We start from the raw sequence: 25,650 nt of genomic DNA, 5'->3' as shown, positions 1-25,650 counted from the left end.
AATGACTGACGTGGACACAGCCCTCTGGCGGAGCGATCTGGAATTGATCGCAGATGCTGCCAGGCAGGCCGGCAAAGTCGCACTCGGCTATTTCAATCAAGCGCCTGAGGTCTGGTGGAAGAACGAGGGGCGATCGCCCGTCAGCGCCGCCGATTTCGCGGCCAACCGGACGCTTGAATCCATTCTCCGCGCAGCCCGGCCGGATTATGGCTGGCTTTCGGAAGAAACTGAGGACAGCGGTGATCGGCTCTCACGGGACACGCTGTTCATCATCGACCCGATCGACGGCACGCGGGCATTCCTGGCGGGAATGGACCTGTGGTGCGTGAGCGTCGCGGTCGTGCGCCACGGGCGACCTGTCGCCGGCGTTCTCTACGCTCCTGCTCTGGATGAACTCTTCGAGGCGGTCAAAGGTGGCGTGGCCCTGAAGAACGGGCGGCCGATTACTGTATCGACAAAACCGCTCGATGCACCAGGGCGCTTTGCCATCGCGGAGGATGTGCTCAAGGCATTCCCGGAACCGTTCAAGCATCGCATCGAGCGCGTGAAGCACGTGCCGTCCCTTGCCTATCGCATTGCCATGGTTGCCGACGGTCAAATTGATGGCACTTTCATCAAGCACAATTCACATGATTGGGATCTCGCGGCCGCGGATCTCATACTCGAGCGCGCCGGAGGCCGGCTGGTTGATCTCCGCGGTGACGTGCCGCTCTATAACCGCATGCAGGTCAGCCATGGCGAACTCTGCGCCGCCGCTGGGCCGCGACTCGCCGATCTTATAACCCGGATCGGTGAGCGACGAGGCAGTTGACGTTTCCGTCAAAATCCCTCAGATGAAGCGGCGGAGGAGAATAGAGCAGAAAGAGAAGAAAATGACGGAATCCGGCGGCAAAAAGCAGCTCTTGCATCTCGTATTCGGCGGCGAACTGGAAAGCTTGGACGATGTTCAGTTCAGGGACCTGAAGGATCTCGATATCGTCGGCATTTATCCGGACTATGCCACGGCATTGACGGCCTGGAAGTCAAAGGCGCAATCGACTGTGGATAATGCGCATATGCGCTACTTCATCGTCCACATGCACCGTTTGCTGGACCCGGAAAGCAAGTCTGCGCAGTAACCCTCCCCCGGGCGCGGCTCGCTAAGAGCCGTGAGCCGACTGACTGCCTGACGCATTCTGAACAAACTGATCGGCCATTGCGGCCGCAACAATAATTAGGAATGGGTTGATGTCGATCATTTGTGATCGGAGATTTGGCAGATGAGCGGTCGCATGGCGCGGTTTGCGCTGGGCGCCTATCAGGCAACGGGAACGTTGCTGACGCCGTTCGTCGGAGGGTATCTCGCCTATCGGGCCGCGAAGGGCAAGGAAGACCGTGCGCGCCGTTTGGAGCGCTCGGGCTATGCCAGCGCCGACCGTCCGGCCGGACCGCTGGTCTGGTTCCATGCCGCAAGCGTCGGTGAAACCAATGCAGTCATTCCGCTGATCCGCGAAATTCGCCGCCGCGACATCCACGTCATTCTGACCACCGGAACCATCACGTCCGCCAAGCTGGCCGCTGAGCGCATCGGCAATGAAGCGATCCATCAGTACGTGCCGCTCGACCTCAAGCCCGCCGTCAGCCGTTTCCTTGAATATTGGCAGCCGGACTGCGTACTGATCGCTGAGTCCGAAATCTGGCCGGCGACCCTGATGGAACTTGGCCGCCGCCGCATCCCGCAGATCCTCGTCAACGCGCGCATGTCGGACCGCTCCTTCGCGCGATGGAGTCGGCGTCCGGCACTTGCGGAAGCCCTGTTCGAGAACCTGGCGCTTGTTATTGCGCAATCGGATGTCGATGCCGAGCGCTTCCGCGATCTCGGCGCGCGCCACGTCATGATGTCGGGCAATCTCAAGGTCGATACCGACGCCCCGCCTTACGATGCTGCGGTATTCGCCGACTACAAGAAGCAGCTCGGCGGCCGCAAGACCTGGGCAGCGATCTCCACCTTCGACGGTGAGGAAAAGGCCGCAGGCATCGTCCATCGGGCGCTGAAGGAGCGGGACGAGCAGTTGACGATCATCGTGCCGCGGCATCCGGAACGCGCCGACGACATCGAAGCCGAGCTCGTCAAGCTGGGTCTCAAGGTCGCCCGCCGCACGCGCGGTGATGCGCTGACCCCTGATGTCGATATCTTCCTAGGCGATACGATCGGCGAAATGGGCCTCTACCTGCGCCTGACGGAGGTTGCTTTTGTCGGGCGCTCGCTGTTTGCCGAAGGTGGGCAAAATCCGCTGGAGCCGGCGATGCTCGGTTGCGCGGTGCTGTCGGGCAGCAACGTGCAGAACTTCCGCGAAGCCTATCAGAAGCTGGCGCGGCGCGGCAGCGCGCGCATGGTCCGCGATACGGAGATGCTTGCCAAGGGCGTCCACTATTTGCTCACCAACGACGGAGCGCGTCGCACCATGATCGAAGCCGGGATCGGCGCCGTGCAAGAAATGCGGGGCGCGTTGACGGCGACGGTGAAGGGCTTGGAGCCCTATATCAATCCGCTCACCGTCAAGGCGAGGCTGCTGCCGAAGGCGGCTTTGCAGCGCTGAGGGCAGGGCGGCTATGAAGGCAATCAAGGGAATACTTTTCGACAAGGACGGCACGCTTCTCGACTACGACGAGAGCTGGCTGCCGGTGAACCGCGAGCTAGCGCGCATCGCATCGGAAGGCGATCCCGAACTTGCGGACCGGCTGCTTCTGGCTTGCGGCATGGATCCCGTCAGCGGCCACATCGTTCCCGACAGTCTGCTGGCGGCCGGCAACACGCGCCAGATTTCGGAGGGGCTCGTCGCGGCCGGCTCGATGCTCGACGTGATCGAGCTGACGATCAAGCTGGACGAGCTCTTTTCTCATGCCGCCGAGTTTTCCGTAGCGGTCACTGATCTGGCCGCCTTTTTCGGTCGGCTGCATGCACGCGGCTTTCGCCTCGGTGTCGCCTCGAGCGACAACGAGCGCTCGATCAGGCAAACCGCCCAGCGCTTTGGCTTTGCGCCCTTCATCGACTATGTGGCCGGATACGATAGCGGCTTCGGCACCAAGCCGGAACCGGGCATGGTGTTTGGTTTCTGCGCGGCGACGGGCCTTGATCCCTCCGAGGTCGCCATTGTCGGCGATAACAACCACGATCTGCACATGGGCCGCAACGCCAAGGTCGGCGTGACCGTGGCCGTACTGACTGGCACCGGATCGCGTGAAACGCTCGCTGCCGCATCCGATTACTGCCTGAACGACATCACCGAGCTTGAAGGCCTGCTGCCCGACCGCCAGCTTGCTTGATTGACCAAGGGCTTGCTTTTTCTTGAAATTTACCTTCTCTTTCCGCCCGGTCGAGGACACAGCCCGTCAGCATGACGCTCGGGGTCCGAAAGGCAGGGCGGGGAAAATGGTATCCGAAGCGCCACCCTTCTGGTGGTCGAAAGCCGATTGGCGTGCCTGGGCGCTCTATCCGATTTCCTTCCTGTATGGGCGTGCGGCCGGCTATCGGATGGCCAACGCCAAGCGTGCTTCGGTTCCCGTGCCCGTTATCTGCGTCGGCAATTTCACCGTCGGCGGCGCCGGCAAGACGCCGACGGCGCTGACGATCGCCCGCGCGGCAAAGGCAAAGGGGCTGAAGCCTGGTTTTCTGAGCCGTGGCTATGGCGGTTCCCTCGATGTCACGACTGTTGTCGATCCGGTTCATCACCGCGCCCTGGCTGTCGGGGACGAACCTCTGCTTCTCGCTCGAGAGGCGCTCACCGTGATTTCCCGCCGCCGTGTCGAAGGGGCCCAGCGCCTCGTCAAGGAAGGCGTGGACCTGATCATCATGGATGACGGTTTTCAGAGCGCTCGCCTGGCGATCGACTATGCGTTGCTGGTCATCGACGCCACGCGTGGCCTCGGCAATGGCCACATCGTTCCCGGTGGTCCTGTACGCGCGCCCATCCGTCAGCAGTTGCGCTACGCGACAGCCCTTTTGAAGGTTGGCGGGGGCGAAGCGGCCGACAATATCGTTCGGATCGCGGCGCGCGCCGCCAAACCCTATTTCACGGCTTCCCTGAAGGTGTGCGACAGCGCCGATCTTTCCGGCCGCAACGTGCTGGCCTTTGCCGGTATTGCCGATCCGTCGAAATTCTTCCGCACCGTCGAATCCGTCGGCGCGCATATCGCCGCTCGCCGCTCGTTCGGTGATCACGAGCATCTGACCGATGACGAGATCGACGACATTCTGACAACGGCAGAGAGCGACGGCCTTCAGATTGTCACGACGTCGAAGGATTTCGTCCGGCTCGCCGGCCATCATGGCAAAGCCGAGGAACTCGCGGCAAAATGCCGGGTGATTGAGGTGGAGATGGCCTTCGAGGATGCTCTGGCGCCAAGTCTCATCATCGACCGGGCCATCAATGCCTGCCGCGATCGGCGCTTGAAGGAAGGGCGGAAGGCCTAATCGGAAAATCTCGGGGTGCCGGTGTTCAGCGTCAGCGCTTCTGGTTCGGCAAAACGCCAGCGCGCTTGTCAGCCTCCAGCGAGGCTACGGCATCGGCGTAGGGCTCCTGGCGCGCGACGCTCCAATAGCGCAGCTCGTCGAGCGGGATCTGCTTGCCGGTAATTGCACATACGACGTAGGAGCCCGGCGACAGGATCTGAAAATCCGCATCGAGATAGCGTATCTGCGCTTCGCGGTTTCCATTTCCTTCGAACAAGTTCATGCGCTCCATTCCTTGCAGGCTGTCATCCCCCTGCCATAACGCGCCGCAGCGGCCTTTTCCAGCTTTTTCAGCTACGGCCGAACAACCGCTCAATATCCGAGAGCTTGAGCTCGATATAGGTCGGTCGTCCGTGGTTGCACTGCCCTGAGCCGGGAGTAACTTCCATTTGACGGAGAAGGGCGTTCATTTCTTCGGGTCGCAGCCGTCGGCCCGAACGCACGGATCCGTGGCAGGCCATGGTCGCTGCAACATATTCCAGCTTGGCCGACAGGCCGGAGGCGGTATCCCATTCGGCGATCTCGTCCGCCAGCTGACGGATAAGTCCCGTGGCGTCCACCTCTCCCAGCATGGCAGGTGTCTCACGCACGGCGATCGCGCCGGGGCCGAAGCGCTCGATGGCCAGCCCCAGCTCGCCAAGCTCGGTGGCAAACTGCATAAGCCGATCGCAATCCTCTTCCGGCAGATCGACGATTTCGGGGATGAGGAGCACCTGCGAGGCGAGCCGTTTCGAATGCAGCGCCTTGCGCATCGCCTCGAATACCAGGCGCTCATGCGCGGCGTGCTGATCGACGATTACGAGGCCATCATCCGTCTGCGCCACGATATAATTTTCGTGAATCTGCGCCCGGGCGGCACCCAGCGGATAGCGCTGTGGCGGCTCTTCCGGCGCAATCGGCATTCTTGGGGTAGGGGCGATGTCGCTGCGGGCCGTCGGCGTCGCAAGGCCGTCGAAGGAGGCCTGCGGCCGTTCGCTGAAGCTGCCGTTTGCAGCCTTGTGGAATGGAAGCGATGGCGAGGTCGCCGCCGACCAAGGCTGTTGGGGCCGTTGGGCGCCAGGCTGGAAACCGGGCCGGAAGGAGCGCAGCATGCCGTCTGCACCCGTTGTGGCCGTCCGGCTGCCGTCACGCGCCAGCGCCTCGCGCACGGCGCCGACGATCAGGCCGCGCACCAGTTGCGGGTCGCGGAAGCGCACATCCGATTTGGCCGGGTGTACGTTGACGTCGACAAGAGCCGGATCGAGCCTGATCGACAGTACTGCGACCGGATAACGCCCGGCTGGGATGGTCTCGGCATAGGCGCCGCGGATCGCCGACAGGATCAGCTTGTCCTGCACCGGACGTCCGTTGACGAAGGCATATTGGTGGGCCGAGTTTCCGCGATTGAAGGTCGGCACGCCGGTAAAGCCTGTCAGCGATATGCCCTCCCGCTCCGCATCGATCTCGATCGCATTGTCGCGAAAATCCTTGCCAAGGATCTGCGCCATCCGCGCCAGATGATCGTCACCCGTCGCCGGCAACTCCAGCGTCGTTCGATCAGTCCCCGAGAGCACGAAGCGCACCCCGGGGAAGGCAATCGCCATGCGCTTGACGACCTCGGTGATCGCCGCGGCCTCGGCCTTTTCCGTCTTGAGGAATTTCAGGCGGGCCGGCGTCGCGAAGAAGAGATCGCGAACTTCGACGATCGTGCCCGGATTGCCGGGTGAGGGGCGAAGATGTGTAATTCTTCCGCCCTCGACGGCGATTTCGTTGCCGCCTGCGCTGTCCCGGCGGCGGCTCGAAATGCTGAGCCTGGCTACCGAGCCAATCGATGGCAGCGCTTCGCCGCGAAAACCCAGCGTGCGGATATCGTCCAGCGTATCTGAGATCTTCGAGGTGCAGTGGCGTCGTACGGCAAGCTCCAGATCCGCAACATCCATGCCAGAGCCGTTGTCCGAAACCCGCAGCAGGCTCTTGCCGCCGCCCGACGTCGCAACCTCAATGCGCGTCGCGCCTGCGTCGAGGGCGTTTTCGATCAACTCCTTAGCGGCGCTCGCGGGCCGCTCGATGACTTCACCGGCGGCGATTTGATTGATGAGGGTCTCTGAAAGCTGTCTGATGGCCATGCGCCTATTCTCTTGGATTCGCGGGTCCGAGGGAAGGGCGAAAGCGCCACCGCCTTTCCGTTCTGCGCGCCCTAATTCCGGCTGCTTAATATTAAGCGCGCCTTAAGACAAAGGTGCCATTTTGCGACTTATTCCGAGGACTGGGTTTAAATCGGACAGATGTGGGACGCGTAGGAATGAGTGCCGGCTTCGAACAAGCGGACACATCATCTGTAAGCAGCGAAATGCCGGCTGAATCAAGCCTGCAGACGGTGCTGTTTGACGCGGTATGCGAGAGCTTGGGCGCCGCATTCATCGTCTATGACAAGACCGACCACATGGTCTTTGCGAGCCGCCAGGTTCTCGATTTCTTTCCGATATCGGCGGCGATGCTGAAGCCGGGGAGGCGGTTGCGTGACTTCCTGGGCGCCATCTACGACACCGGCATCCGCACGCAGTCGGCCAGCAACCAAGGTGCGATGAGCCGTGAGGATTGGCTGTCCCAGAAGATCGCCTCGCACTGGCGCGAGCGCTTCGAGGCCGTCGAGCGGCATGGTGCGGATCGGTGGATCAGGTTTGGCAAGCGGCGCCTTGCGAGCGGCTACGGCGTCTGCGTCATCCAGGACATTTCCGAGAACAAGAAGCGCGAGGAACAGTGGCGCTCCGATCTCGAGCGTGTGCAGCTCACGGAGGATATCCTCGACAACCTGCCGTTCCCACTCTTCGTCAAGGACCGAAATCTGAATTACGTCGCCGTCAACATCGCCTTCTGCGACAAGTATCAGACGACGGTCGATGAAGTGCTTGGCCGCAAGAGCAGCGACCTGTTCTCCGAGGATGTCGCCCAGCGTTTCGAGGAAAGCGACCGTCATGTTCTGGAGACGGGCGAAATGTCGATTTCCCGCCAGCGGCAGGTCTCCCGCGACGGCGTCGAACGCGACATCGTCACGCGCAAGCACCGGATCGGCAAGCCGGGGCGCTATTTTCTTGTCTCGACCATGCAGGATCTGCCGCGCGACGGCGACGATCTAGAAGAGTTCCGGTTCGCATCGACGGTCACGACGTCAAGCAAGAATTCCTATCGGCGCGCCTATGTTCCGATGAGCGGAAACGGCGAACGGCGCGAGCCGGCGGCAATGGAGGCGATCGTCCCGGAGAACTTCTCCGGTCGCAAGATCCTCGTCGTGACATCGGATGTCGTGGCAGAAGGCGCGGCCCTGCGGACCCTCGCCAAATACGGTTTCGAGGCCTGTTCGGTTCGCGGCGAGGACGAGGAGGAACATTTCCTGGAAATCGCGAGCTCTTCCGGCATCGCGCTCGACCTGCTCGTGATCGACAACCAGCTCGGCATGCGCTGCCTCGAGCTCGCCGAGCAATACGGCATCCCGGCACTGGCGATGGACGGCTTCCAGCTCGCCAATGAGCTCACCTTCCAGATCGCCCGTCATTTCAACCGCAGCAACCGCGGCCAGATGGCCGAAGGCATTGACACCGACTGGGAAATCACTGCCGTGGAGGAGGCGAACACGCTCGACGTGCTCGTTGCCGAAGATAACGACATCAACCAAATCGTTTTCTCGCAGATTCTCGAAGGCCTCGGCTACCGTTACATGATCGCCCCAAGCGGCGATGAAGCCGTTCGCCTCTGGACAGAGCACCAGCCGAAAATCATCCTGATGGATATCTCTCTGCCAGGCTTCAACGGTTTCGAAGCGGCGCGGCTGATCCGCCAGACAGAGGAAGGCGGCAGTACAAGAACGCCGATCATCGGTGTTCTGACGCAAGCCTTCGAGCGCGATCGAGCTGAGTGCGCAAAGGCTGGAATGGACGACGTAATTATGAAGCCGGTAAGCCCAGATATTCTTCAAGGGATCTTTCAACAGTACCTTGCCCAGGACATCAGACAGGCCAGCATGTGACGAACAAAGCTCGTCAACTCCCTAAATCTTGGGACAAAACACGGTTCCAACGTGACCGATCCACTATCGAATTCTTAAGACTTGCCCGCCATCCTTCCTGCCGTTGGTGCAGTCTGGGTCTGAATGATGATGTCGGCTGAAATGCCTCTGGTGCCCGTAAGTCAGAATGAACTTCAGACAATGGCCTATACCGACCCACTGACCGGGCTCGGCAACCGCTACCGCATGCGCGACCGGATTGCCCAGATCTCAGCCGAACGCGCGAGCGATCCAGCACCATTTACGATCGGCATCGCCAATCTCGATTCCTTCAAGCCGATCAACGATCTTTTCGGCTCATCGGCGGGAGACGAAATTCTCTGCCAGGTCGCCCATCGATTGAAGGCCTGCATTCCCGACGGTGCTCTCGTGACGCGTCATGACGGCGATGAATTTGCCTTTGTCCTGCCGCTGGTGTTCGAGCGGGCCAGCGCCGAGAAGTTCGGCCAGATGATACGCGAAGTCCTGTCGGCGCCGTACGATCTCGGCGACCGCAATGTGCGGCTGTCGGCATCCTTCGGCTTTTCGATCTATCCCTTCGCGGGCGAGGAATTCGACGAACTGCTGAAAAGCGCCGAAACCGCGCTCTACCGTTCAAAACGCCGCGGCCGTGGCCAGATCACCGTCTATTCCCGCGAGATCGCCCAGGAAATGAAGCGCGCGACGCAATTGGAACAGGCGCTGCGCAATGCCATCATTTCCGATGTGATCGACGTGCATTTCCAGCCGATCGTCGCACTTTCCAATAACCAGGTCGTGGGCTTTGAAGCTCTGGCGCGATGGAACGATCCTGATCTGGGCTTTGTGTCACCGGGCGTTTTCGTCCCGCTGGCGGAGGAGCGCGGCTTCATTGATGCGCTGTCCGAGGCGCTCCTGCGCAAGGCGGCCGAGGCTGCCCTTTCCTGGCCGCGCGAACTTTTCCTCTCCTTCAATCTCTCCTCGGCGCAGTTGATGGATCCGGGGACGAGCAGCAGCATCCTGTCGATCCTCGGTCGTGTCGGCTTCGATCCGCACCGGCTCGAACTCGAAATCACCGAGACTGCGGTGATGGGCTCGGCCGACACGGCAAACCGGATCATTGCCGATCTCCGTCAGGCCGGCGTGCGCATCTCGCTGGATGACTTCGGGACGGGTCAATCGAGCCTCGGCCGCCTCCGCGACTTTATGTTCGACAAGATCAAGATCGATCGCGCCTTCGTGTCGCGCATCAATTCCGATCGCGCCTCGGAGCACATCATCAAGGCGATCCTAACCATGTGCGAGGGGCTCGACCTGGAAGTGGTCGCCGAAGGGATCGAGGACTATCTGGAAGCCGTCAAGCTGCGTTCGCTCGGCTGCGGTATGGGGCAGGGCTACCATTTCGGCAAGCCCGCTGACAGCATTGCCACGCTCCGGTTCTTGCACGAGAACTACTACGACACGTCTGATCGCGTCAGCGCCTGAAACTCCGATGGCGCCCTTTCGGACGCCACCGGTTACGCGGTACTCACTGCGCAGTATCTTACTTGTTCGTCGTTGAACCCGTGGCGGTGGTATCCGTTGTACCGCCAGGCGCAGGGGCCCTCTCGGCTGCAATCATCTGAAGCGTCTTGAACTGCGGAGCCGCCTTCAGCGTTTCTGCGGTCTCGGACGTGGTCAGCTTCACTGTGCCGTCCTGCGTGTTCTGAGCGACGGTGATCTTATCCATCGGAACGGCAACATCCTTTTCGCCGATTCCAAGGAAGCCGCCGACGCCGATGATCGCTGCGACCAGGCCGCCGTCCTTCTTCATGATCAGGTCGTTGACCTCACCGATGCTCTCGTTCTGGCCGGTGTAGACCGACCGGCCAATATAGGTGTTGGCACTGATCTGATCGGCGGCCTGCTCCGTTAGATATCCACCACTCGCCTGCGCGGTGTCAGCCGTTGCGGCCGGCGCCGGAGCCTGAGCGGCGTTGTCCATCGGTGCTGTGGCGTCCGGGACCTTCGGCGGAGCTGCCGGGTCGGCCGGCGCGGCCTGTGTTGCCGGAGCGCCTGGTGTTGCCGGCTGAGTCTGTGAGAATGTCGCCGGTGCAAAAGCCGTGGCAAACAGCGCGCTAGCGGCAACAGTCTTCAGGAGTTTGCTTGTCATTTTGAACCTACCTTTGCGTTCCTGAGGGATCTTTAGCCCGCTCCCGCCATGCTCGGCGTTTGCGGCCGGTTCCCTATTGAAATGAACGGGATTTCAATTGGTTCCCGAAAAAAATCGCGCAAAAATTGCTAATTCCACGGACCTTTTAGCTCACGATGTATGGCCACGCGGGGTTCGGTCGACAAAAAAAGGGCGCCAAATGGCGCCCCGGGAAGCCTGATTATGGTTCTTCACATCACGTAAACCGGGTCGAAAACGCCCTTCACCGTAACATCCAGTTCGAGCAGGGAACCCGCCTGCGGTTGCATCGAGCGGGCATGCTCATCGAGCCCCTCCCACGCCGTGGTGACGGCAAGGCGGTCACCGTTTGTCCCGATGAAGGCAGGGCATGACGGCTGTGACGCCGGCACCTTGTAGCGTGCAATGCGCAGTCCATCAGGGCTGTAGCGATCGACGGTACCGGCACCCCAACGGGCATTCCAGATGTATCCGTCGGCATCCACCACCGAGCCGTCGATGCCACCCGGCTCATCCATCGTGTCCACAAGCACGATCGGCTCGCCTGTCGGGAGACCGGTCTGCGGATCGACCATCACACGCATCAGCCGGCTGATGCGTGTATCGGTGAAGTAGCCCATCGTTCCATCCGGCGAGAAGCAGATCGAATTCGGGATGCTGATGCCATCGAATATCTTGGTTACGCGACCGCCGGCGACATGGTAGATGGCGCCTGCACGGCTTTCCGCCCGCTTGCTCATCGTGCCGATCCAGAGCGAGCCGGAGGGGTGGGTGCGGCCGTCGTTCGAGCGGTTTTCCGGTTTGTCGCTTTCAAGAGCTGCATAGAAGGTCAGATTGCCGCTCTTGATATCGCGAATGAAAAGGCCTTGTTCGGTCGCAAGCAGCTGCCGGTCAGGATCGACCCGGGCGAGCACGCTCGCCATCATCGGCAGCGCATGCACCTTCTTCTCTTCCGTCGAAAGGTTCAGCTCGTGCAACTCCTTGCCAAGAATATTGAACCACCAGACCGTGTTGGTGTCCGGATCGTAGGTCGGCCCCTCACCAAGCACGGAGTTGGTGCTGCAGAGTGTCCTGCCCGCGAACTCATGAATTTCCGTCATATGCCTTAAGCTCCTACGGCTGCGTCATAGGCGTAAATGGTCGCCTTGGCACGCTCGGCAACCTCTGCGGCGGTCATTCCCGGCTTGTAGAGGCTGGTGCCGAGGCCGAAGGCATTTATGCCAGCCTTGGTGTAATCGGAGAAATTCTTGTCCGAAACACCACCAACGGCCGCAATCACGAGCTCCGGCGGCAGAATTGCGCGGATAGCGGTGATGCCCGACGGTCCGAGAACGCTGGCGGGGAAAAACTTCAACCCCGTTGCGCCGGCGCGGGCAGCCGCCAATGCCTCCGTCGGCGTGAAGACGCCCGGCATCGTCACCATACCGTAGTTGCGGGCGAGAATAATGACCTCGGGCTCGACGTTCGGCGTGACCAGCAGCTTGCCGCCTGCCGAATGGAGGCTGTCGACGGCCTCGGTCGTCAGCACGGTCCCGGCCCCGATGAGGCAATCGGCCGGCGCCATCTTTGCGGCAATCTCGATCGACTTGAACGGCTCGGGCGAGTTCAGCGGGATTTCGATGGCGGTCAGACCGTTTTCGATCAGTGCGCCGACCACGCCTTCGGTTTCTTCAGGCTTGATGCCACGTAGAATGGCAATCAGTGGACGCTTCATCGTAGGAAAGGGGATGCGGTTCATCGCTTTGGTACTTTCTCAGTTCGGCCAAATAGTTTTGGCGGCGGCAGCAAGGCCGCCACGGACGGCCGTGTCAGCATCAATGGTGTTGTAGGATAAAGATAATGCCTTGAAGGCCGCTTCATAAAGGCCCTGCAGCCGGCCGGCGGCGACGAGAGTGACGTCGACGCCCGTCCCCGCATCTGACATCGCGCCCGCGATTTCCAGGCCGATCAGGGTCCCGGATATCTTCGCCTGCGCAGCCGCAGCGGTCAGACCATGCAGCAACTGGCCCGAGCGCGCGGTAAAGAAGAGGTTGGTCGCCATCGCGGGTCGGTCATAGGCCGTTTTTACGGCGCTCTCGAAGGCTGCCTCGTCCGCCGGGCTCTGATCGGCACCGGCGATTGCATGCGACAGGATCGTGTGCTTGGAGATCGCGTCGAAAAGTTCGCCGGTCATGAAGCTGGAGAAACCGGTGACACGACCATTCTTGACATGCACCCATTTCGAATGCGTTCCGGGCATGCAGACCGCCTGCGACCCAGTGCTTTGCGGACCAAGCGCACCGAGGAGCTGTGTTTCCTCGCCGCGCATGACATCTGGCCGCGCCGGATCCCTCTGTGCAAGTCCGGGCAGGATGCGGACGTCCCGGGTCTGGCCGGGGACGGATACGGCGCCGGTCAGGATCGAGGATAGCGATGCCGGGACATCGACATAGCCCGCTTCGACCCATCCCTGTTTCGCACCTGCCATGCCGCAGATGATGACCGGAAGATTTTCCGGCGGATTTACCTTGCCCAAGTGCGAGGCGAGAACCTCGGCAAATCCGGTCTTCGCTGCCGTCGTCATACCTTCATTGCCACGGCTTTCGGCCAGGACGCTGTCATCCTTGCCGATCAGCCAGAGCCGAAAACTGCTCGTTCCCCAATCCACCGCGACATAAGCGGGATCCGCCATCAGAAAATGCCTCCATCGACAATAAGAGATTGTGCGCTCATCGCCGCCGCGCAGCTAGACGCCAGAAACAGGCACGGACCGACGATCGCATCGGCGTGCAGAACCTTCTTGATGCATTGGCGCTGCACCGTTTGCGCAATGCCGTCCTCGGTCAGCCAAAGCTTCATCTGGCGATCCGTGACGATCATGCCGGGCAGAATGCAATTGACGCGGATGTTATCCGGTCCGAGCTTGCCGGCCAGGCTTTTCGTCAGCCCGATCACGCCGGCCTTCGCGGTCGTGTAGGCCGGGAATTCGGGCATGTTGAGGAGAAAGGCGATCGACGACATGTTGATCACCGCGCCGCCGCCAGCGGCACGCATCGAGGGCGCGACGGCTTGCGTGGTGAAGAAGACGTGCCGCAGGTTGGTCGCCTGGTTGTTGTCCCAATATTCCTCGGTCACCGTTTCGAAATCGTGTCGGTCGTCGCGGGCGGCATTGTTGACGAGCACGCTGATCGGACCGGAGTGAGCGACAACCTCGTCGACTGTCCTGCGGATGGCGGCGACATCGCGAAGGTCGGCCTTATGAAAGCGAACGGGATGCAAGGTGTCGCGCGACAGCCTCGCGACGAGGTCATGGCTTTCTGTTTCCGCGATGTCGATGAAGGAAACCTTGGCGCCTTGTCGGGCGAAGCCTTCGACAATCGCTGCCCCGATGCCTGATCCGCCTCCCGTGATCAGGACCGTGCGGTCCCTGAATTCCGGAAACTGCGCAACAATACCCGTCACTATTTCCTCCCGGCTTTCGGTTGTTCTATTATTTAGAACTTAATTTGACTATGTGGAATTATCCGACTACCCTGGCATTTCTGTCAAGGCGTTTGGGGCAACAATGAGTGCGGCAAAAGGGAGTGCGCCCGAGAGGCGCGACACGGGCACCCTCGGCAAGCTGATGGTCCTTCTCGACCTGGTGACCCACGCCGACGGTCCCATGCGCTTCACGGATATACTGGCAGTTGCCGATCAGCCGCGTGGTACGGTCCACCGCCAACTCAGCCATCTCGTGGAGGAGGGCCTACTCGAGATCGATGCGGAGGGCAGATACTCGCCGGGCTTACGGCTTTTGGACTTCGCGTCTCGCAGTTGGGCGCGCAACGAGTTTCGTCTGGTTGCGGAGCCGCATCTTAAGGCTCTCCAGAATTTGACTGGTGAAACGGTCCATCTCGGCGTGCTGCGCGACACCTCGATCATCTACCTCGACAAGTTCGAAGGGCAGCAGCCCGTCAGAATGTATTCGCAGATTGGTAACGCCTCACCGGTCTATTGCACCGGCGTCGGCAAGGCGGCCCTTTCCATCCTGCCCAGAGAGCGGGTCAAGGCCTTGGTGGCGGACCTCTCCTTCCATCGGTTCACGGCAAACACCCATACGGCCGAGTCACTTCTTGCTGAGATCGAGCAGATACGGAAACAGGGCCATGCCTTCGACCGTGAGGAGCACGAGGTCGGGATTCGCTGTATTGCTGCGCCGATCTGGTCGGAAACTCAGTCGCTTGTTGGCGGCGTTTCCGTGACTGGTCCGGCTTACAGGCTCACGATGGAAAAGCTTTCGGAATGGGCGGCTCCGATCCAGCAGTCGGCTGAACGGATCATGGAGGCGATGCGCATCGGGCTTGGTCCGCGTCGCTGAACTGCTGACGGCCGGCTTGGCCTAAAGCACAATATTGAGATTTTCTGACGAATCGTCACAATTGATGCTCGTCAATCCCCCGTCTTGGGGTGTATGTGCTGGTAGATCGTCACCGGCGATACAAACTAGGGACGGCGCGGAGGCGTCGCCGCCCATCAGGCTTCCATCTTTTTTTGAGTTGAACAAGTAAATGACTTCATCGCAGCCAGGATCTTCCGTGGACGTACACGTTAGCGAGATCGCCGGACTGAAAACGCAGTTCGATATTTTCCGCTTCATGAAGAAGGTAACGGAAGCCTATCGGGCGCGGGCCTTTATGGTTTTCAATCTTCCTTCCGTGACAGCACGGGACCTGCAGAGCAGCACGGTCATCTCGAGCTGGCCGGTGGAACTTCTGGCTGCCTACGACCACGAGGGGCTTGTGGCCAATAGCCCGGTCATGAAGCGGCTTCGGACTTCGACAACGCCCTTCTTCAATGACGTGTCGCAAGCGAAACTGGATCGCCCCGACGGGAAGGCGGGCATCGTCAAGGCACTTTTCGAACGCTTTCGCATGATGCGTTGCGCCTATTTTCCAACCCACGAGCCCTCAGGCGGTCGTGGCGCCATTTCATTCTCAGGCGATCGCGAGGCATTCACCGCAGAAGAAATGCGCGAACTCCACTATATCTCCATCCACGTCTTCGACCGGTTGGCGGAGATCCGCAACCATGACAACTGCGTCACCGATACCTTGACCGATCGGGAGATCGATTGTCTGAACTGGACCGCGGCTGGCAAGACCAGTGTGGAGATTGCCGAAATCCTCACCCTGTCCGAGCATACGGTGAACCACTACCTGAACCGCGCGACAAGAAAGCTGGATACGGCAAACCGGACGCAGGCAGTCGCCAAGGCGCTGCGGATCGGTCTCATAAAGTAAGGGTTGCGCAAATTGTGGGCTTGCCAATCATTCGCGCCCAATTTCTCGCCAATTCCGACGACCCCGGCGCCATGCCGCGCCGGCATTGCTGGCGGTTTGCCAATTGGCATGTTTTCTGCTTGCTTACATTCAGCGGTCCAGAGGGGACCTGGCACGACGCCGGACAAACGGCGCGGCCTGCATACCGCCAGCCGATGCCACAGGCCCGACCTCGGGCGTAGGGCGTCGGCGGCGGTTGTTGCCTTTAGAACACGCCGCCGACGGCATCCCTCACGCTTGCTCTTCCCATGGACATTTTTCGCTGGCCTTTTGTGACGCTTGCTCTAGTTCGCAAGGCTTAGCTCGCTATCCTGGAAGGCTGTTGTGACCATCAGGGCGAAAGCCCGGCGGACTTGGTGGACATAGTGGCCTTCCGGTGAGCCTCGCCTCCTCAAATGCGGTCCCGATCGCCGATTTTGTTTGGCGAAGAGGCGGCGCTCCTCTATCTAGAATGCCAAACATAGGCAGTGAGGATGGAATGACGGGCGTCACCAAGGAACAGGTTCTCGAAACGCTGAAGACCGTACGCGGCCCCGATCTCGAGCATGATATCGTCGAGCTCGGTATGGTGTCTGATGTCTTCATTTCCGACGGCAAAGTCTATTTTTCCATCACCGTTCCGGCCGATCAGGCTAAGGAGCTCGAGCCGCTTCGTCTGGCTGCCGAACGGGTCATCAAGGAAATGCCGGGCGTCAAGGGAGCGCTGGTTGCGCTGACGGCAGACAAGAAGGCCGGTTCCGGCTCGGCGCCGGTCTCGCGCCCGCAGCCGCGGGCCGGGCATGACCATCATGGCCCTGCGCACGCCCCGCAACAGCAGCCGCGCGCCGGCAAGCTCGGCGTTCCCGGTATTGGCGCGATCATCGCCGTCGCCTCCGGCAAGGGGGGCGTTGGAAAGTCCACGACGGCCGTCAATCTTGCGCTCGGCCTCCAGGCAAATGGCTTGCGTGTCGGCATTCTCGACGCCGATATCTACGGCCCCTCGATGCCGCGGCTGCTGAAGATTTCCGGCCGCCCCACCCAAATCGATGGGCGCATCATCAACCCGATGGAGAATTACGGGCTCAAGGTCATGTCGATGGGCTTCCTCGTCGATGAGGAGACCGCCATGATCTGGCGTGGCCCCATGGTGCAATCGGCATTGATGCAAATGCTGCGTGAGGTGGCCTGGGGCGAACTGGACGTGCTTGTCGTTGATATGCCGCCCGGCACCGGCGATGCGCAGTTGACGATGGCGCAGCAGGTACCGCTGGCGGGCGCCGTCATCGTTTCGACGCCGCAGGATCTCGCCCTCGTCGATGCCCGCAAGGGCTTGAACATGTTCAAGAAGGTCGAGGTCCCCGTGCTCGGCATCGTCGAGAACATGAGCTATTTCATCGCGCCCGATACCGGTACCCGCTACGATATCTTTGGTCATGGCGGGGCTCGCAAGGAAGCCGAGCGCATCGGCGTTCCTTTCCTCGGTGAAGTACCGCTGACGATGAACATTCGTGAGACGTCCGACGCCGGCACGCCGCTTGTCGCGACGGAGCCGAACGGCATTGTTGCCGGCATCTATCGCGACATCGCGACCAAGGTCTGGCAGCAGCTCGGCGGGCAGCCGCAGCGGGCCGCACCGGAGATTGTTTTCGAGTGAAATGCTTCGCTGCCGCTAGACTCCCAATTGCGGAGGAAATGTGGTGAAACGGCGCAGTAAGCGTAAGATGTCTTGATTCTTTCGCAGCTTTCCGTCATATGGCGCGCCGTCGCCATGAGGCGGTTTTTTGCGAATGCTCGATGATGGCCACCCCGCCGGGGCGGTCAGCTGCATGGTCGGAGTTATCTTGGTCGAAGGATTGGTGACTGCGATGCGGTTGAGCACGTTGCATATCCTGGCGGTTGCCGGATGTGCCAGGAGTCGTATGAACTTTCTTCAATCGCTTTCATTAAGATCGGGAACTTGCATCCCGCGCGCTCTCGCAGGCGGCGTGCCGTGGAAGGGCTTTCGATGAAAACAGCGATGCGCGCAACAAGCCCTGATTGCCAGAGGCCCAACCGGTGATCACGGCCTACTGTTCCAATTGCAAGTCGGTTGACGTTGGCGACCTGTCGCGAGGTACGTTACGCGACGATGTGATGTGGATCGACCTGATCGAGCCTTCGCGCGAAGAGGAGCTTTTTGTTGAGAAAGCTCTCGGCATCGAGGTTCCGACGCGAGACGATCTCAAGGACATCGAGCCGTCAGCCCGTCTCTACGTCGAAAACGATGCCGTCTTCATGACCGCTTCCCTCGTCTGGAAAGCCGAGACAGATGCACCGACGCTGACCGACGTGGCATTCATCCTCGCGGGCAAGCGGTTGGTCACGATCCGCTACGCGCAGCCCAAATCCTTTGCGCTCTTCATTGCCGCGCTCCACCGCGTGCCGCAGCAATGGCGCAGCGGTGCCGCATTGCTGGCAAAGCTTTTCGAAACGATCATCGATCGCACTGCCGAGATACTGGAGCAGTCCGTTGCCCGCATCGACATCCTGTCGACGCATGTCTTCGGCGATCGCGCCAGGAAGGTGCGCAAGCCGTCGAACTATCTGGAAGAGAAGCTCCGGGACATTGCGGGCCATCATCGCATCGTGAGCAAGGTCAGGGACAGCCTCGCCTCGTTGTCCCGCCTCATGACCTTTTTCTTCACCATCCCAGCAGTTCAGCAGGATCGCGACACCAAGGAATTGTGCAAAACGGTCTCGCGCGACATCCAGTCGCTCAACGAGCATGCCTCCTTCATCGCCGGCAACATCACGTTCCTGCTCGACGCCTCGCTCGGCCTGATCAACATCGAGCAGAACTCGATCATCAAGATATTTTCGATCGCGTCCGTGGTGTTCTTGCCGCCGACGCTGGTCGCCTCCATCTACGGTATGAATTTCGAGTTTATGCCGGAACTGCACTATGCCCACGGATATCCGTTTTCGATTGGGCTAATGGTGCTGTCCGCCGTCATTCCCTTCTTCTTTTTCCGATGGAAAGGCTGGCTCTGAAGAGCCTGTTTTCATTTCATGCACGAAGGTAGCCATACACACGAACGACACATGAAGCCGCGCAAGCTGGCCTACCTTGCGCTCGGCTCCATCGGCGTCGTCTACGGCGATATCGGTACCAGCCCGCTGTACGCGTTCCGCGAAGCCCTGAAGCCCGTCATGGTCGACGGCCTCACCCGCTTCGAGGTGATCAGCCTCATCTCGCTGATGATCTGGACCCTGACCATTATCGTCACCATCAAGTACGTGCTCTTCCTGCTGCGTGCGGACAACGAAGGCGAAGGCGGCACGCTTTCCCTGCTGGCGTTGCTGATGAAGACGGCAAATGGACATACCGCGCTGCTGATGTTGCTTGGCCTGGTGGGCGCGGCGCTGTTCCTCGGCGACGCGATGATCACGCCGGCTCTCTCGGTGCTATCGGCTGTCGAAGGTCTGAAGCTCGTGGCTCCAACTCTGACGAGCTACATCGTACCGATCTCGGTCTTCATCCTGGCTCTGCTATTTGTCGTCCAGTCTCGAGGGACCGGGGCCGTCGCCCGCTTTTTCGGGCCGATCATGGCGCTCTGGTTCATCGTGATGGCGGCCGCCGGCATTTCTCACATCTCGGATGACTTTGGCATCCTTGCCGCTTTCAACCCTTACTATGCCGTTAGCTTCCTGCTGCATGAGGGGTTCTACGGCGTGGTCGTGCTTGGCGCGGTCTTCCTAAGCGTGACCGGTGCCGAAGCGCTTTATGCCGATCTCGGGCACTTTGGTCGCCGGCCGATCCAGTGGGCGTGGTTTGTGCTGGTTTTCCCGGCATTGACACTGAACTATCTGGGGCAGGGCGCTCTGGTGCTCGGCAATCCCGCGGCCGTGTCCGATCCGTTCTTCCTGGCCTTTCCGCAATGGGCGCTGCTGCCGGCCGTCATTCTCGCGACCGCGGCCACCATCATTGCCAGCCAGGCGGTCATCACCGGTGCCTTCTCGCTCGTCCGCCAGGGCATCAACCTCGGCTTCCTGCCACGCATGGAAATCCTCTTCACCTCGGAGACGAATACCGGGCAGATCTTCTTGCCCTCCGTTAATGCGTTGCTGTTCGTCGGCGTCATCTTCCTCGTCATCAGCTTCAAGACGTCGGACGCGCTGGCCATTGCCTACGGCATCTCGGTTACGGGCGCGATGGTCGTCACTTCGATCATGGCCTTCGAGTTTGTGCGCGCGCGATGGAACTGGTCGATTCCGGTCGCCACGTTGGCGCTTGCCCCGCTGCTCTGCCTGGAAATGATCTTCTTGGGTGCAAACCTGCTGAAGATCCACGACGGCGGTTACATTCCGATCCTGATGGCGACCGCCTTTACGATCCTCATGTGGACCTGGCGTCGCGGCACGGCCCTCCTGATGGAGAAGACGCGCCACACCGATATCCCGCTCGCCTCTTTTGTCAGCTCGATCGAGCGCAAGAGCGATCATTCGCCCGCCCAGGTACCCGGTACCGCGATCTTCCTGACGAGCGATCCGGAATCGGCGCCCGCGGCCTTGCTGCACAATCTGAAGCACAATCACGTTCTGCACGACAAGAACGTGATCCTCACGATCCGCACCATCAACAAGCCGCGCGTTGCGAGCGCCGATCGCTACAAGGTCGAGCAGATCTCGGAGCGGTTTTCGCGCGTCGAGCTCATGTTCGGCTTCATGGAGTCGCAGAACGTCTCGCAGGCCTTGGCGACGTTGCGCAAGACCGGCCTGAAGTTCGACATCATGTCGACCTCATTCTACCTCGGCCGCCGCAAGCTCGTTCCCGATGCGAAGTCCGGCATGCCTTATTGGCAGGACCGTCTTTACATCGCGCTTGCCAATGCCGCGGCCAATCCGTCGGACTATTTCCGCCTGCCGGCAAACCGCGTGGTGGAACTCGGCTCGCACGTCATTATCTAGAAGAGCAAATGCGCTTCTGAAAAGCCCGGCGATCCGCCGGGCCGGCGATCCGCCGGACTTTTTTATTTTCCCTCGCGCTAATCTTTCGTCTCCGGAGGGCCTCGGCATTAACCAAGCATCAAGGTTAATGAGACATTTTCAACGGCATGTTCATGCGTCTCATGCCGGAGTCTCGCGTTGCGTCGAAATAGCCCTTCCCGTGGCAAGCTGCGCCTCTTGCTTCAAAATTGGAGTTCACCCGCGCTCTTCGGCGTTTGCGGGTGGCTGATGTCACCGACGATGGCGTCGCATGCCGACCTCGCGGCTCTGCTTGCCGGCCTCGACCAGGGTAGGGAAAACTGGCGCATGGTTCTAACCAATTCGCCGGCAGGTTCGATCCATCAGGCTGAGCTGACCTTTGCCGATCCCGTAGTCACGGGCACGATTGCTGCCGGGGCCGGCATGGTTTTGCCCGACGGCCGCAAGGTCGCATTCATGGTGAAGGACAAGGGACACGAGGCGACGTCGGACGAGGACCGCGTCAATCGCCCGGCCAAGAAAGGCCGCGTCGTTGCTGTCGAAACGGTGCAGCCGCCGAAGGACTTTTCCGCCGGGTCCATTCTCCAGCGAACGCGCCTGCTCTTTCAGCCCACCTTCGACCTGAAGGACAAATCCGCCTTCGTGAAGCCGAAGATCAAGGGCAAGGAAATCCAGATCGCGACCAATTTCTATACGAAGGAACCGCCCAAGCCGGACCGCGGCGTCTCGCCCATGCTGGCTGGTCTCGTGACCAACGCAAAGGCTGACGTGCTGGCGACGGCCTATGCGCCGAGCGCTCCCGACTACTCCCGTCAGTCGCCGTTCGATTCGATTCTCACCGACAAGGCCGACGACGGCCGCTTCGTGCCGCAGATCGGCCCGCGGGATCACGCCTGGGCCGCAAGCATCTTGGCGCCCTCGGTGTTTTCGGCGGCCGAGCAGCAGTGCCTGGCATCCGGAATCTATTTCGAAGCGCGTGGCGAAACGGTGAAGGGGCAGGCCGCCGTCGCGCAGGTCATTCTCAATCGCGTCCGCAATCCGGCCTACCCGAAGACGATCTGCGGCGTCGTCTACCAGAACGAGGATTGGCGCAACCGATGCCAGTTCTCCTTTGCCTGCGACAACATCAGGGACCGGGTGAACTCGCAGTATCACTGGAGAATCGCCCGCGAAGTCGCGATGGCGGTCACCGCCGGCAAGATCTGGCTCCCGCAGGTTGGCTCCGCCACGCACTACCATGCCGTCTACGTTCGTCCGAAATGGGCAAAGACCATGGAAAAGGTCGGCCGCATCGGCCTGCACGTCTTCTATCGCACCTATGGCGGCGGTTGGAGCTGAGGAAAAAGCCAATCCTGACGCGATTTTGCGTCTCTTGGCAGCACAGGAAAGCGGATTCTTTCGGTCGATTTTGGATAAGTGCGCCAAGATCGGCCTAAGCCCATGTTTTTTATCGCTTATTTTATGGCTGGACATCCACCGCTCACGCCTTGACTATGCTTTTTGCTAAAACTATGTTGCGCGCGACTTCAAAACGGGCCGAAAGGTTCTCAAACCTTGGGGTCGTTGTCCGGAAAACCGGGGTAGCGGGATCGCGGACAGCGGCTGGCGGAGGAGAGCACCATGGCGGAAGACCGCGAGGAAAGTCTTGAGAAGCGCCGTGCGCAATTGGAAGCGAAACTCGCAACCAAGCGCGTAGAAGCGGGGAAGGAAGAGGCTATCGAAGCCAGCGCCGAGGCAAGCCGCAAAGGTTATGCCCAGGCGATGAAGCTTTCGAGCGAGTTCATCTCCGCTATCGTCGTAGGCGCCGTTCTTGGCTATCTCCTCGACCGTTTTGTCGGCACGGCGCCTTGGGGATTGATCGTTCTTCTTCTTCTTGGGTTTTGTGCCGGCGTATTGAACGTTCTGCGCGCTGCGGGGAAGGTTGCAAAACCGGATCCTACCGAGCGCCAGAATGGTGGAAAATAGGGCAGGGCGCTCCGGCGTTCGATCCAGTGCAATAATCCCGTCTCGCGCGGGCTAAAGATAGAGAGAACAAGCGGTGTCTAACGATCCGACCCATCAGTTCCTGATCCAGAAGATTGTGCCGATCGAAGTCGGCGGAATTGATTTCTCGTTTACGAATGCATCGCTCTTCATGGTGGCGTCCGCTGCCGTTGCCGCCGGCTTCCTGTATTTCTCGACGTCCAACCGGGCGATCGTGCCGGGCCGCTCACAGTCGGTTGCGGAGATGTCCTACGAATTCATCGCCAACATGCTGAAGGAAGGCGCCGGATCCAAGGGGATGAAGTTTTTCCCATTGGTCTTCTCGCTCTTCATGTTCGTGTTGACGGCAAACCTGCTCGGCATGTTCCCGTACTTCTTTACGGTCACCAGCCAGATCATCGTCACCTTCGCGCTAGCGCTGCTCGTTATCGGCACGGTTCTCGTCTACGGCTTTTATAAGCACGGCTTCCACTTCCTGAATGTTTTTGTCCCGCAAGGCGTTCCTGGCATTCTTCTGCCCCTTGTTGTGTCGATCGAAATCATTTCCTTCCTGTCCCGCCCGATTTCGCTCTCTGTTCGTCTTTTCGCCAATATGCTGGCTGGTCACATCACCCTGAAGGTGTTCGCAGGCTTCGTTGCCTCGCTTGGAGCGCTGGGTGCGGTCGGTGTTGGTGGAGCCGTTCTTCCCCTGATTATGACGGTCGCCCTGACCGGTCTCGAGTTCCTCGTCGCCTTCCTCCAGGCTTACGTCTTTGCGGTGCTGACATGCATGTACCTCAATGACGCGATCCATCCGGGTGGCCACTAAGGGATACCGACATTGACGTCCCTCGGGCGTCAGTCAATTTCGCCGCAACACAACCATTTCAAAGGAGTTCAACATGGAAGCGGAAGCAGCAAAGTTCATCGGTGCAGGTCTGGCTTGCTTTGGTATGGCCGGTACGGCTCTCGGCCTCGGCAACATCTTCGGCAGCTACCTGTCCGGCGCTCTGCGCAACCCGTCTGCTGCTGACAGCCAGTTCGGCCGTCTGGTTTTCGGCTTCGCCGTTACGGAAGCTCTGGGCATCTTCTCGCTGCTCGTCGCTCTCCTCCTGCTCTTCGCCGTTTAATACAGGCGCATTGAAGGATCACGGCCTGCAGTCCGCATGCCGTGATCCTTTGCATTTGCAGTACACCTGGAGGTGAGCATGTTTTTTGTGACCCCGGCTTACGCCGAAGAGGCCCCGGCGGGAACCGCAGAAACTGGTGCAGCAACCGGTAGAGACACGCATGCCGCCCCGGCAGCAGGCGATGTCCACACCGAGACCGGCGTACCAGCCGAGCATCATGGTGGCGGCGTGTTTCCGCCTTTCGATTCGACGACCTACGCTTCGCAGCTGCTTTGGCTGGCAATTACGTTTGTCGTCTTCTTCGTGCTCATGCAAAAGGTCATCGCGCCGCGCATCGGCAATATCCTCGAGCAGCGTCACAACCGCATCTCGCAGGACCTCGATGAGGCAGGCCGCCTGAAGGCGGAAGCGGACGCCGATGTTGCCGCTTACGAAGCCGAATTGGCCGCCGCGCGCGCCAAGTCGAACGCGATCGGCACAGCCGCCCGCGACGCTGCCAAGCTGAAGGCGGAAGCCGACCGCAAGGCCGTGGAAGCAGGTCTGGCCGAAAAGCTCAAGGCTGCCGAAGGTCGCATCGCAGACATTAAGGCGAAGGCATTCGCTGACGTCGGCACCATCGCCGAAGAAACAGCAACGGCTGTCGTAGAGCAGCTGATTGGCACCTCGGCAAAGGCAGATGTTGCCGCCGCAGTCGCTGATATCAAGAAGGGGGCTTGATCGATGGAATTTGCATTCGACGCGACATTCTTCGCATTTGTCGGCCTTGTCCTGTTCCTGGCGCTGGTTGTTTACCTCAAGGTTCCGGGCATGATGGCCAAGTCGCTGGACGACCGCGCCGATCAGATCCGCAACGAGCTCTCGGAAGCCAAGCGCCTGCGCGAAGAAGCCCAGCACCTGCTGGCCGAATATCAGCGCAAGCGTAAGGAAGCCGAAGCTGAAGCTGCACACATCGTTGCTGCAGCCGAGCGCGAGGCCGAAATGCTGACCGCCGAAGCCAAGAAGAAGACGGAAGAATTCGTCGCAAACCGCACGGCGGTTTCCGAGCAGAAGATCAAGCAGGCGGAAGTCGATGCGATGAAGGCGGTGCGTTCCGCTGCCGTCGATCTGGCAATCGCTGCTGCCGAAAATGTTCTGGCAAAGAAGGCCGACACGAAGGTTCGGTCCGAACTCTTCAGCGACGCGGTCGGTCAGGTCAAGAGCCGCCTCAACTAAGCTGAGCGCCAAGTTCTTAAGAGCCCGGCTGATGCCGGGCTTTTTTGTTGTGCGCGCAGCATGGGCGCATTCTTGTGGGTGGAAGTCCCACCGTAAGCTGGTCACAGCGAGCGAAGTGAAGCGCAACTGCGGAAGGGTGACCAACCGTGGGGAGGAAGCGTGGATCGAACCTGCGGGCCGATGGACAAGAACCGGATATGTGATGATCCCGAAGCCAGGGGGCGGCGAGCGCGAGCTTGGCATCCCCAGGGTGCTGGACGGTCTGATCCAACAGGCGCTCCTGCAAGTCCTCCAGCCTATTCTTGATCCGACTTTTAGTCAGCACAGCTACGGCTTCCGTCCTGGAAGGAGTGCACACGATGCCGTCCTGGCGGCGCAATCGTTCGTGCAGTCCGGACGGCGGGTTGTCGTGGACGTTGACCTGGAGAAATTCTTCGACC

At 60.4% G+C, this 25,650-nt stretch carries 26 protein-coding genes; 19 read left to right on the top strand and 7 right to left on the bottom strand.

What is annotated here, in order from left to right; translation table 11 throughout:
• Position 1 precedes the first annotated feature (1 nt).
• From RHIBUN_RS0109780 to lpxK, 5 genes are all read left to right on the top strand, one after another.
• On the top strand, positions 2-811 hold the full coding sequence (locus RHIBUN_RS0109780) for a 3'(2'),5'-bisphosphate nucleotidase CysQ (RefSeq protein WP_025659437.1): 810 nt from the start codon (positions 2-4) through the stop codon (positions 809-811).
• Positions 812-872: 61 nt separating this feature from the next.
• Positions 873-1,118, top strand: a complete 246-nt coding sequence (locus tag RHIBUN_RS0109775; protein WP_018856931.1) for a DUF4170 domain-containing protein — start codon at positions 873-875, stop codon at positions 1,116-1,118.
• 141 nt (positions 1,119-1,259) lie between these two features.
• Entirely contained in the window at positions 1,260-2,579 is a 1,320-nt protein-coding gene (gene waaA / locus RHIBUN_RS0109770) for a lipid IV(A) 3-deoxy-D-manno-octulosonic acid transferase (protein WP_025659436.1), read from the top strand.
• Positions 2,580-2,592: 13 nt separating this feature from the next.
• Entirely contained in the window at positions 2,593-3,306 is a 714-nt protein-coding gene (locus tag RHIBUN_RS0109765; RefSeq protein ID WP_025659435.1) for an HAD family hydrolase, read from the top strand.
• A gap of 106 nt (positions 3,307-3,412) precedes the next feature.
• Positions 3,413-4,453 (top strand): tetraacyldisaccharide 4'-kinase, encoded by a 1,041-nt coding sequence (gene lpxK, locus RHIBUN_RS0109760; RefSeq protein ID WP_025659434.1) that lies wholly within the window; start codon positions 3,413-3,415, stop codon positions 4,451-4,453.
• Positions 4,454-4,484: 31 nt separating this feature from the next.
• Here the strand turns inward: lpxK and RHIBUN_RS0109755 are convergent, their stop codons facing one another.
• Both RHIBUN_RS0109755 and mutL read right to left on the bottom strand, forming a co-directional pair.
• Positions 4,485-4,715, bottom strand: coding sequence for a DUF2093 domain-containing protein (locus tag RHIBUN_RS0109755; RefSeq protein WP_007530431.1), 231 nt, complete (start codon positions 4,713-4,715; stop codon positions 4,485-4,487).
• Positions 4,716-4,782: 67 nt separating this feature from the next.
• Complete coding sequence (mutL, locus tag RHIBUN_RS0109750; RefSeq protein ID WP_025659433.1) at positions 4,783-6,597, bottom strand: DNA mismatch repair endonuclease MutL; 1,815 nt, start codon at positions 6,595-6,597, stop codon at positions 4,783-4,785.
• A gap of 176 nt (positions 6,598-6,773) precedes the next feature.
• Here mutL and RHIBUN_RS0109745 point away from each other — a divergent pair, with 176 nt between their 5' ends.
• Together RHIBUN_RS0109745 and RHIBUN_RS0109740 are read left to right on the top strand one after the other, a co-directional pair.
• The gene (locus RHIBUN_RS0109745) at positions 6,774-8,495 is read left to right on the top strand and encodes a response regulator (protein ID WP_025659432.1); all 1,722 of its coding nucleotides are present in this window, start codon (positions 6,774-6,776) and stop codon (positions 8,493-8,495) included.
• 123 nt (positions 8,496-8,618) lie between these two features.
• Positions 8,619-9,977, top strand: coding sequence for an EAL domain-containing protein (locus tag RHIBUN_RS0109740; RefSeq protein WP_025659431.1), 1,359 nt, complete (start codon positions 8,619-8,621; stop codon positions 9,975-9,977).
• 58 nt (positions 9,978-10,035) lie between these two features.
• On the opposite strand, the gene RHIBUN_RS0109735 is transcribed toward RHIBUN_RS0109740, so the two are convergent.
• The 5 genes from RHIBUN_RS0109735 to RHIBUN_RS0109715 all read right to left on the bottom strand — a co-directional run bounded on the left by RHIBUN_RS0109735 (position 10,036) and on the right by RHIBUN_RS0109715 (position 14,103).
• On the bottom strand, positions 10,036-10,644 hold the full coding sequence (locus tag RHIBUN_RS0109735) for a PRC-barrel domain-containing protein (RefSeq protein ID WP_025659430.1): 609 nt from the start codon (positions 10,642-10,644) through the stop codon (positions 10,036-10,038).
• Between the two features lie 230 nt (positions 10,645-10,874).
• The gene (locus RHIBUN_RS0109730) at positions 10,875-11,762 is read right to left on the bottom strand and encodes an SMP-30/gluconolactonase/LRE family protein (protein ID WP_025659429.1); all 888 of its coding nucleotides are present in this window, start codon (positions 11,760-11,762) and stop codon (positions 10,875-10,877) included.
• Positions 11,763-11,767: 5 nt separating this feature from the next.
• Positions 11,768-12,400, bottom strand: coding sequence for a 2-dehydro-3-deoxy-6-phosphogalactonate aldolase (locus RHIBUN_RS0109725; RefSeq protein WP_018856940.1), 633 nt, complete (start codon positions 12,398-12,400; stop codon positions 11,768-11,770).
• A 15-nt stretch (positions 12,401-12,415) separates the two neighbouring features.
• On the bottom strand, positions 12,416-13,333 hold the full coding sequence (locus RHIBUN_RS0109720; RefSeq protein WP_025659428.1) for a 2-dehydro-3-deoxygalactonokinase: 918 nt from the start codon (positions 13,331-13,333) through the stop codon (positions 12,416-12,418).
• A complete protein-coding gene (locus tag RHIBUN_RS0109715; RefSeq protein WP_018856942.1) occupies positions 13,333-14,103 on the bottom strand; it encodes an SDR family oxidoreductase in 771 nt (256 codons plus the stop codon). Before RHIBUN_RS0109715 ends, RHIBUN_RS0109720 begins: the two co-directional genes overlap by 1 nt.
• Positions 14,104-14,206: 103 nt before the next feature.
• Between RHIBUN_RS0109715 and RHIBUN_RS0109710 the strand changes: the two genes are divergently transcribed.
• From RHIBUN_RS0109710 to RHIBUN_RS33240, 12 genes are all read left to right on the top strand, one after another.
• Positions 14,207-15,001: an IclR family transcriptional regulator gene (locus RHIBUN_RS0109710; RefSeq protein WP_025659427.1), complete on the top strand. Its 795-nt coding sequence runs from the start codon at positions 14,207-14,209 to the stop codon at positions 14,999-15,001.
• Between the two features lie 190 nt (positions 15,002-15,191).
• Positions 15,192-15,923 carry a LuxR family transcriptional regulator gene (locus RHIBUN_RS0109705; RefSeq protein ID WP_025659426.1) on the top strand — a complete coding sequence of 244 codons (732 nt, stop codon included), beginning with the start codon at positions 15,192-15,194 and terminating at the stop codon, positions 15,921-15,923.
• A gap of 517 nt (positions 15,924-16,440) precedes the next feature.
• Positions 16,441-17,595 (top strand): iron-sulfur cluster carrier protein ApbC, encoded by a 1,155-nt coding sequence (gene apbC, locus RHIBUN_RS0109700; protein WP_025659425.1) that lies wholly within the window; start codon positions 16,441-16,443, stop codon positions 17,593-17,595.
• Positions 17,596-17,996: 401 nt separating this feature from the next.
• Positions 17,997-18,971: a magnesium transporter CorA family protein gene (locus RHIBUN_RS0109695; RefSeq protein WP_025659424.1), complete on the top strand. Its 975-nt coding sequence runs from the start codon at positions 17,997-17,999 to the stop codon at positions 18,969-18,971.
• A gap of 18 nt (positions 18,972-18,989) precedes the next feature.
• Positions 18,990-20,888: a potassium transporter Kup gene (locus RHIBUN_RS0109690; protein ID WP_025659423.1), complete on the top strand. Its 1,899-nt coding sequence runs from the start codon at positions 18,990-18,992 to the stop codon at positions 20,886-20,888.
• 177 nt (positions 20,889-21,065) lie between these two features.
• Positions 21,066-22,244 carry a cell wall hydrolase gene (locus RHIBUN_RS0109685; RefSeq protein ID WP_025659422.1) on the top strand — a complete coding sequence of 393 codons (1,179 nt, stop codon included), beginning with the start codon at positions 21,066-21,068 and terminating at the stop codon, positions 22,242-22,244.
• A 282-nt stretch (positions 22,245-22,526) separates the two neighbouring features.
• Positions 22,527-22,871, top strand: coding sequence for an AtpZ/AtpI family protein (locus RHIBUN_RS0109680; RefSeq protein WP_025659421.1), 345 nt, complete (start codon positions 22,527-22,529; stop codon positions 22,869-22,871).
• Between the two features lie 73 nt (positions 22,872-22,944).
• Complete coding sequence (locus RHIBUN_RS0109675; RefSeq protein WP_018859316.1) at positions 22,945-23,697, top strand: F0F1 ATP synthase subunit A; 753 nt, start codon at positions 22,945-22,947, stop codon at positions 23,695-23,697.
• Between the two features lie 73 nt (positions 23,698-23,770).
• Complete coding sequence (locus tag RHIBUN_RS0109670; protein ID WP_003588243.1) at positions 23,771-23,998, top strand: F0F1 ATP synthase subunit C; 228 nt, start codon at positions 23,771-23,773, stop codon at positions 23,996-23,998.
• A gap of 78 nt (positions 23,999-24,076) precedes the next feature.
• Entirely contained in the window at positions 24,077-24,715 is a 639-nt protein-coding gene (locus tag RHIBUN_RS0109665; protein WP_025659420.1) for a F0F1 ATP synthase subunit B, read from the top strand.
• Positions 24,716-24,718: 3 nt separating this feature from the next.
• Positions 24,719-25,210 carry a F0F1 ATP synthase subunit B gene (locus RHIBUN_RS0109660; RefSeq protein WP_025659419.1) on the top strand — a complete coding sequence of 164 codons (492 nt, stop codon included), beginning with the start codon at positions 24,719-24,721 and terminating at the stop codon, positions 25,208-25,210.
• Between the two features lie 202 nt (positions 25,211-25,412).
• Positions 25,413-25,650 (top strand): reverse transcriptase domain-containing protein (locus RHIBUN_RS33240; RefSeq protein WP_037215489.1); only part of this gene is annotated, 238 nt, incomplete at its 3' end.

Origin of the sequence: Rhizobium sp. IBUN (genome assembly GCF_000510625.1) — a bacterium.
In the GTDB taxonomy this organism is placed as follows: Bacteria; Pseudomonadota; Alphaproteobacteria; order Rhizobiales; family Rhizobiaceae; genus Rhizobium; species Rhizobium altiplani.
This window is presented reverse-complemented; position numbering and strand designations above follow the sequence as displayed.

Excerpts from the sequence above, each read along its gene's own strand:
- RHIBUN_RS0109780 (WP_025659437.1), top strand. The coding sequence starts at position 2 with ATGACTGACGTGGACACAGCCCTCTGGCGGAGCGATCTGGAATTGATC.
- RHIBUN_RS0109775 (WP_018856931.1), top strand. The coding sequence starts at position 873 with ATGACGGAATCCGGCGGCAAAAAGCAGCTCTTGCATCTCGTATTCGGC.
- waaA (WP_025659436.1), top strand. The coding sequence starts at position 1,260 with ATGAGCGGTCGCATGGCGCGGTTTGCGCTGGGCGCCTATCAGGCAACG.
- RHIBUN_RS0109765 (WP_025659435.1), top strand. The coding sequence starts at position 2,593 with ATGAAGGCAATCAAGGGAATACTTTTCGACAAGGACGGCACGCTTCTC.
- lpxK (WP_025659434.1), top strand. The coding sequence starts at position 3,413 with ATGGTATCCGAAGCGCCACCCTTCTGGTGGTCGAAAGCCGATTGGCGT.
- RHIBUN_RS0109755 (WP_007530431.1), bottom strand. The coding sequence starts at position 4,715 with ATGAACTTGTTCGAAGGAAATGGAAACCGCGAAGCGCAGATACGCTAT.
- mutL (WP_025659433.1), bottom strand. The coding sequence starts at position 6,597 with ATGGCCATCAGACAGCTTTCAGAGACCCTCATCAATCAAATCGCCGCC.
- RHIBUN_RS0109745 (WP_025659432.1), top strand. The coding sequence starts at position 6,774 with ATGAGTGCCGGCTTCGAACAAGCGGACACATCATCTGTAAGCAGCGAA.
- RHIBUN_RS0109740 (WP_025659431.1), top strand. The coding sequence starts at position 8,619 with ATGATGATGTCGGCTGAAATGCCTCTGGTGCCCGTAAGTCAGAATGAA.
- RHIBUN_RS0109735 (WP_025659430.1), bottom strand. The coding sequence starts at position 10,644 with ATGACAAGCAAACTCCTGAAGACTGTTGCCGCTAGCGCGCTGTTTGCC.
- RHIBUN_RS0109730 (WP_025659429.1), bottom strand. The coding sequence starts at position 11,762 with ATGACGGAAATTCATGAGTTCGCGGGCAGGACACTCTGCAGCACCAAC.
- RHIBUN_RS0109725 (WP_018856940.1), bottom strand. The coding sequence starts at position 12,400 with ATGAACCGCATCCCCTTTCCTACGATGAAGCGTCCACTGATTGCCATT.
- RHIBUN_RS0109720 (WP_025659428.1), bottom strand. The coding sequence starts at position 13,333 with ATGGCGGATCCCGCTTATGTCGCGGTGGATTGGGGAACGAGCAGTTTT.
- RHIBUN_RS0109710 (WP_025659427.1), top strand. The coding sequence starts at position 14,207 with ATGAGTGCGGCAAAAGGGAGTGCGCCCGAGAGGCGCGACACGGGCACC.
- RHIBUN_RS0109705 (WP_025659426.1), top strand. The coding sequence starts at position 15,192 with ATGACTTCATCGCAGCCAGGATCTTCCGTGGACGTACACGTTAGCGAG.
- apbC (WP_025659425.1), top strand. The coding sequence starts at position 16,441 with ATGACGGGCGTCACCAAGGAACAGGTTCTCGAAACGCTGAAGACCGTA.
- RHIBUN_RS0109690 (WP_025659423.1), top strand. The coding sequence starts at position 18,990 with ATGCACGAAGGTAGCCATACACACGAACGACACATGAAGCCGCGCAAG.
- RHIBUN_RS0109680 (WP_025659421.1), top strand. The coding sequence starts at position 22,527 with ATGGCGGAAGACCGCGAGGAAAGTCTTGAGAAGCGCCGTGCGCAATTG.
- RHIBUN_RS0109670 (WP_003588243.1), top strand. The coding sequence starts at position 23,771 with ATGGAAGCGGAAGCAGCAAAGTTCATCGGTGCAGGTCTGGCTTGCTTT.
- RHIBUN_RS0109665 (WP_025659420.1), top strand. The coding sequence starts at position 24,077 with ATGTTTTTTGTGACCCCGGCTTACGCCGAAGAGGCCCCGGCGGGAACC.
- RHIBUN_RS0109660 (WP_025659419.1), top strand. The coding sequence starts at position 24,719 with ATGGAATTTGCATTCGACGCGACATTCTTCGCATTTGTCGGCCTTGTC.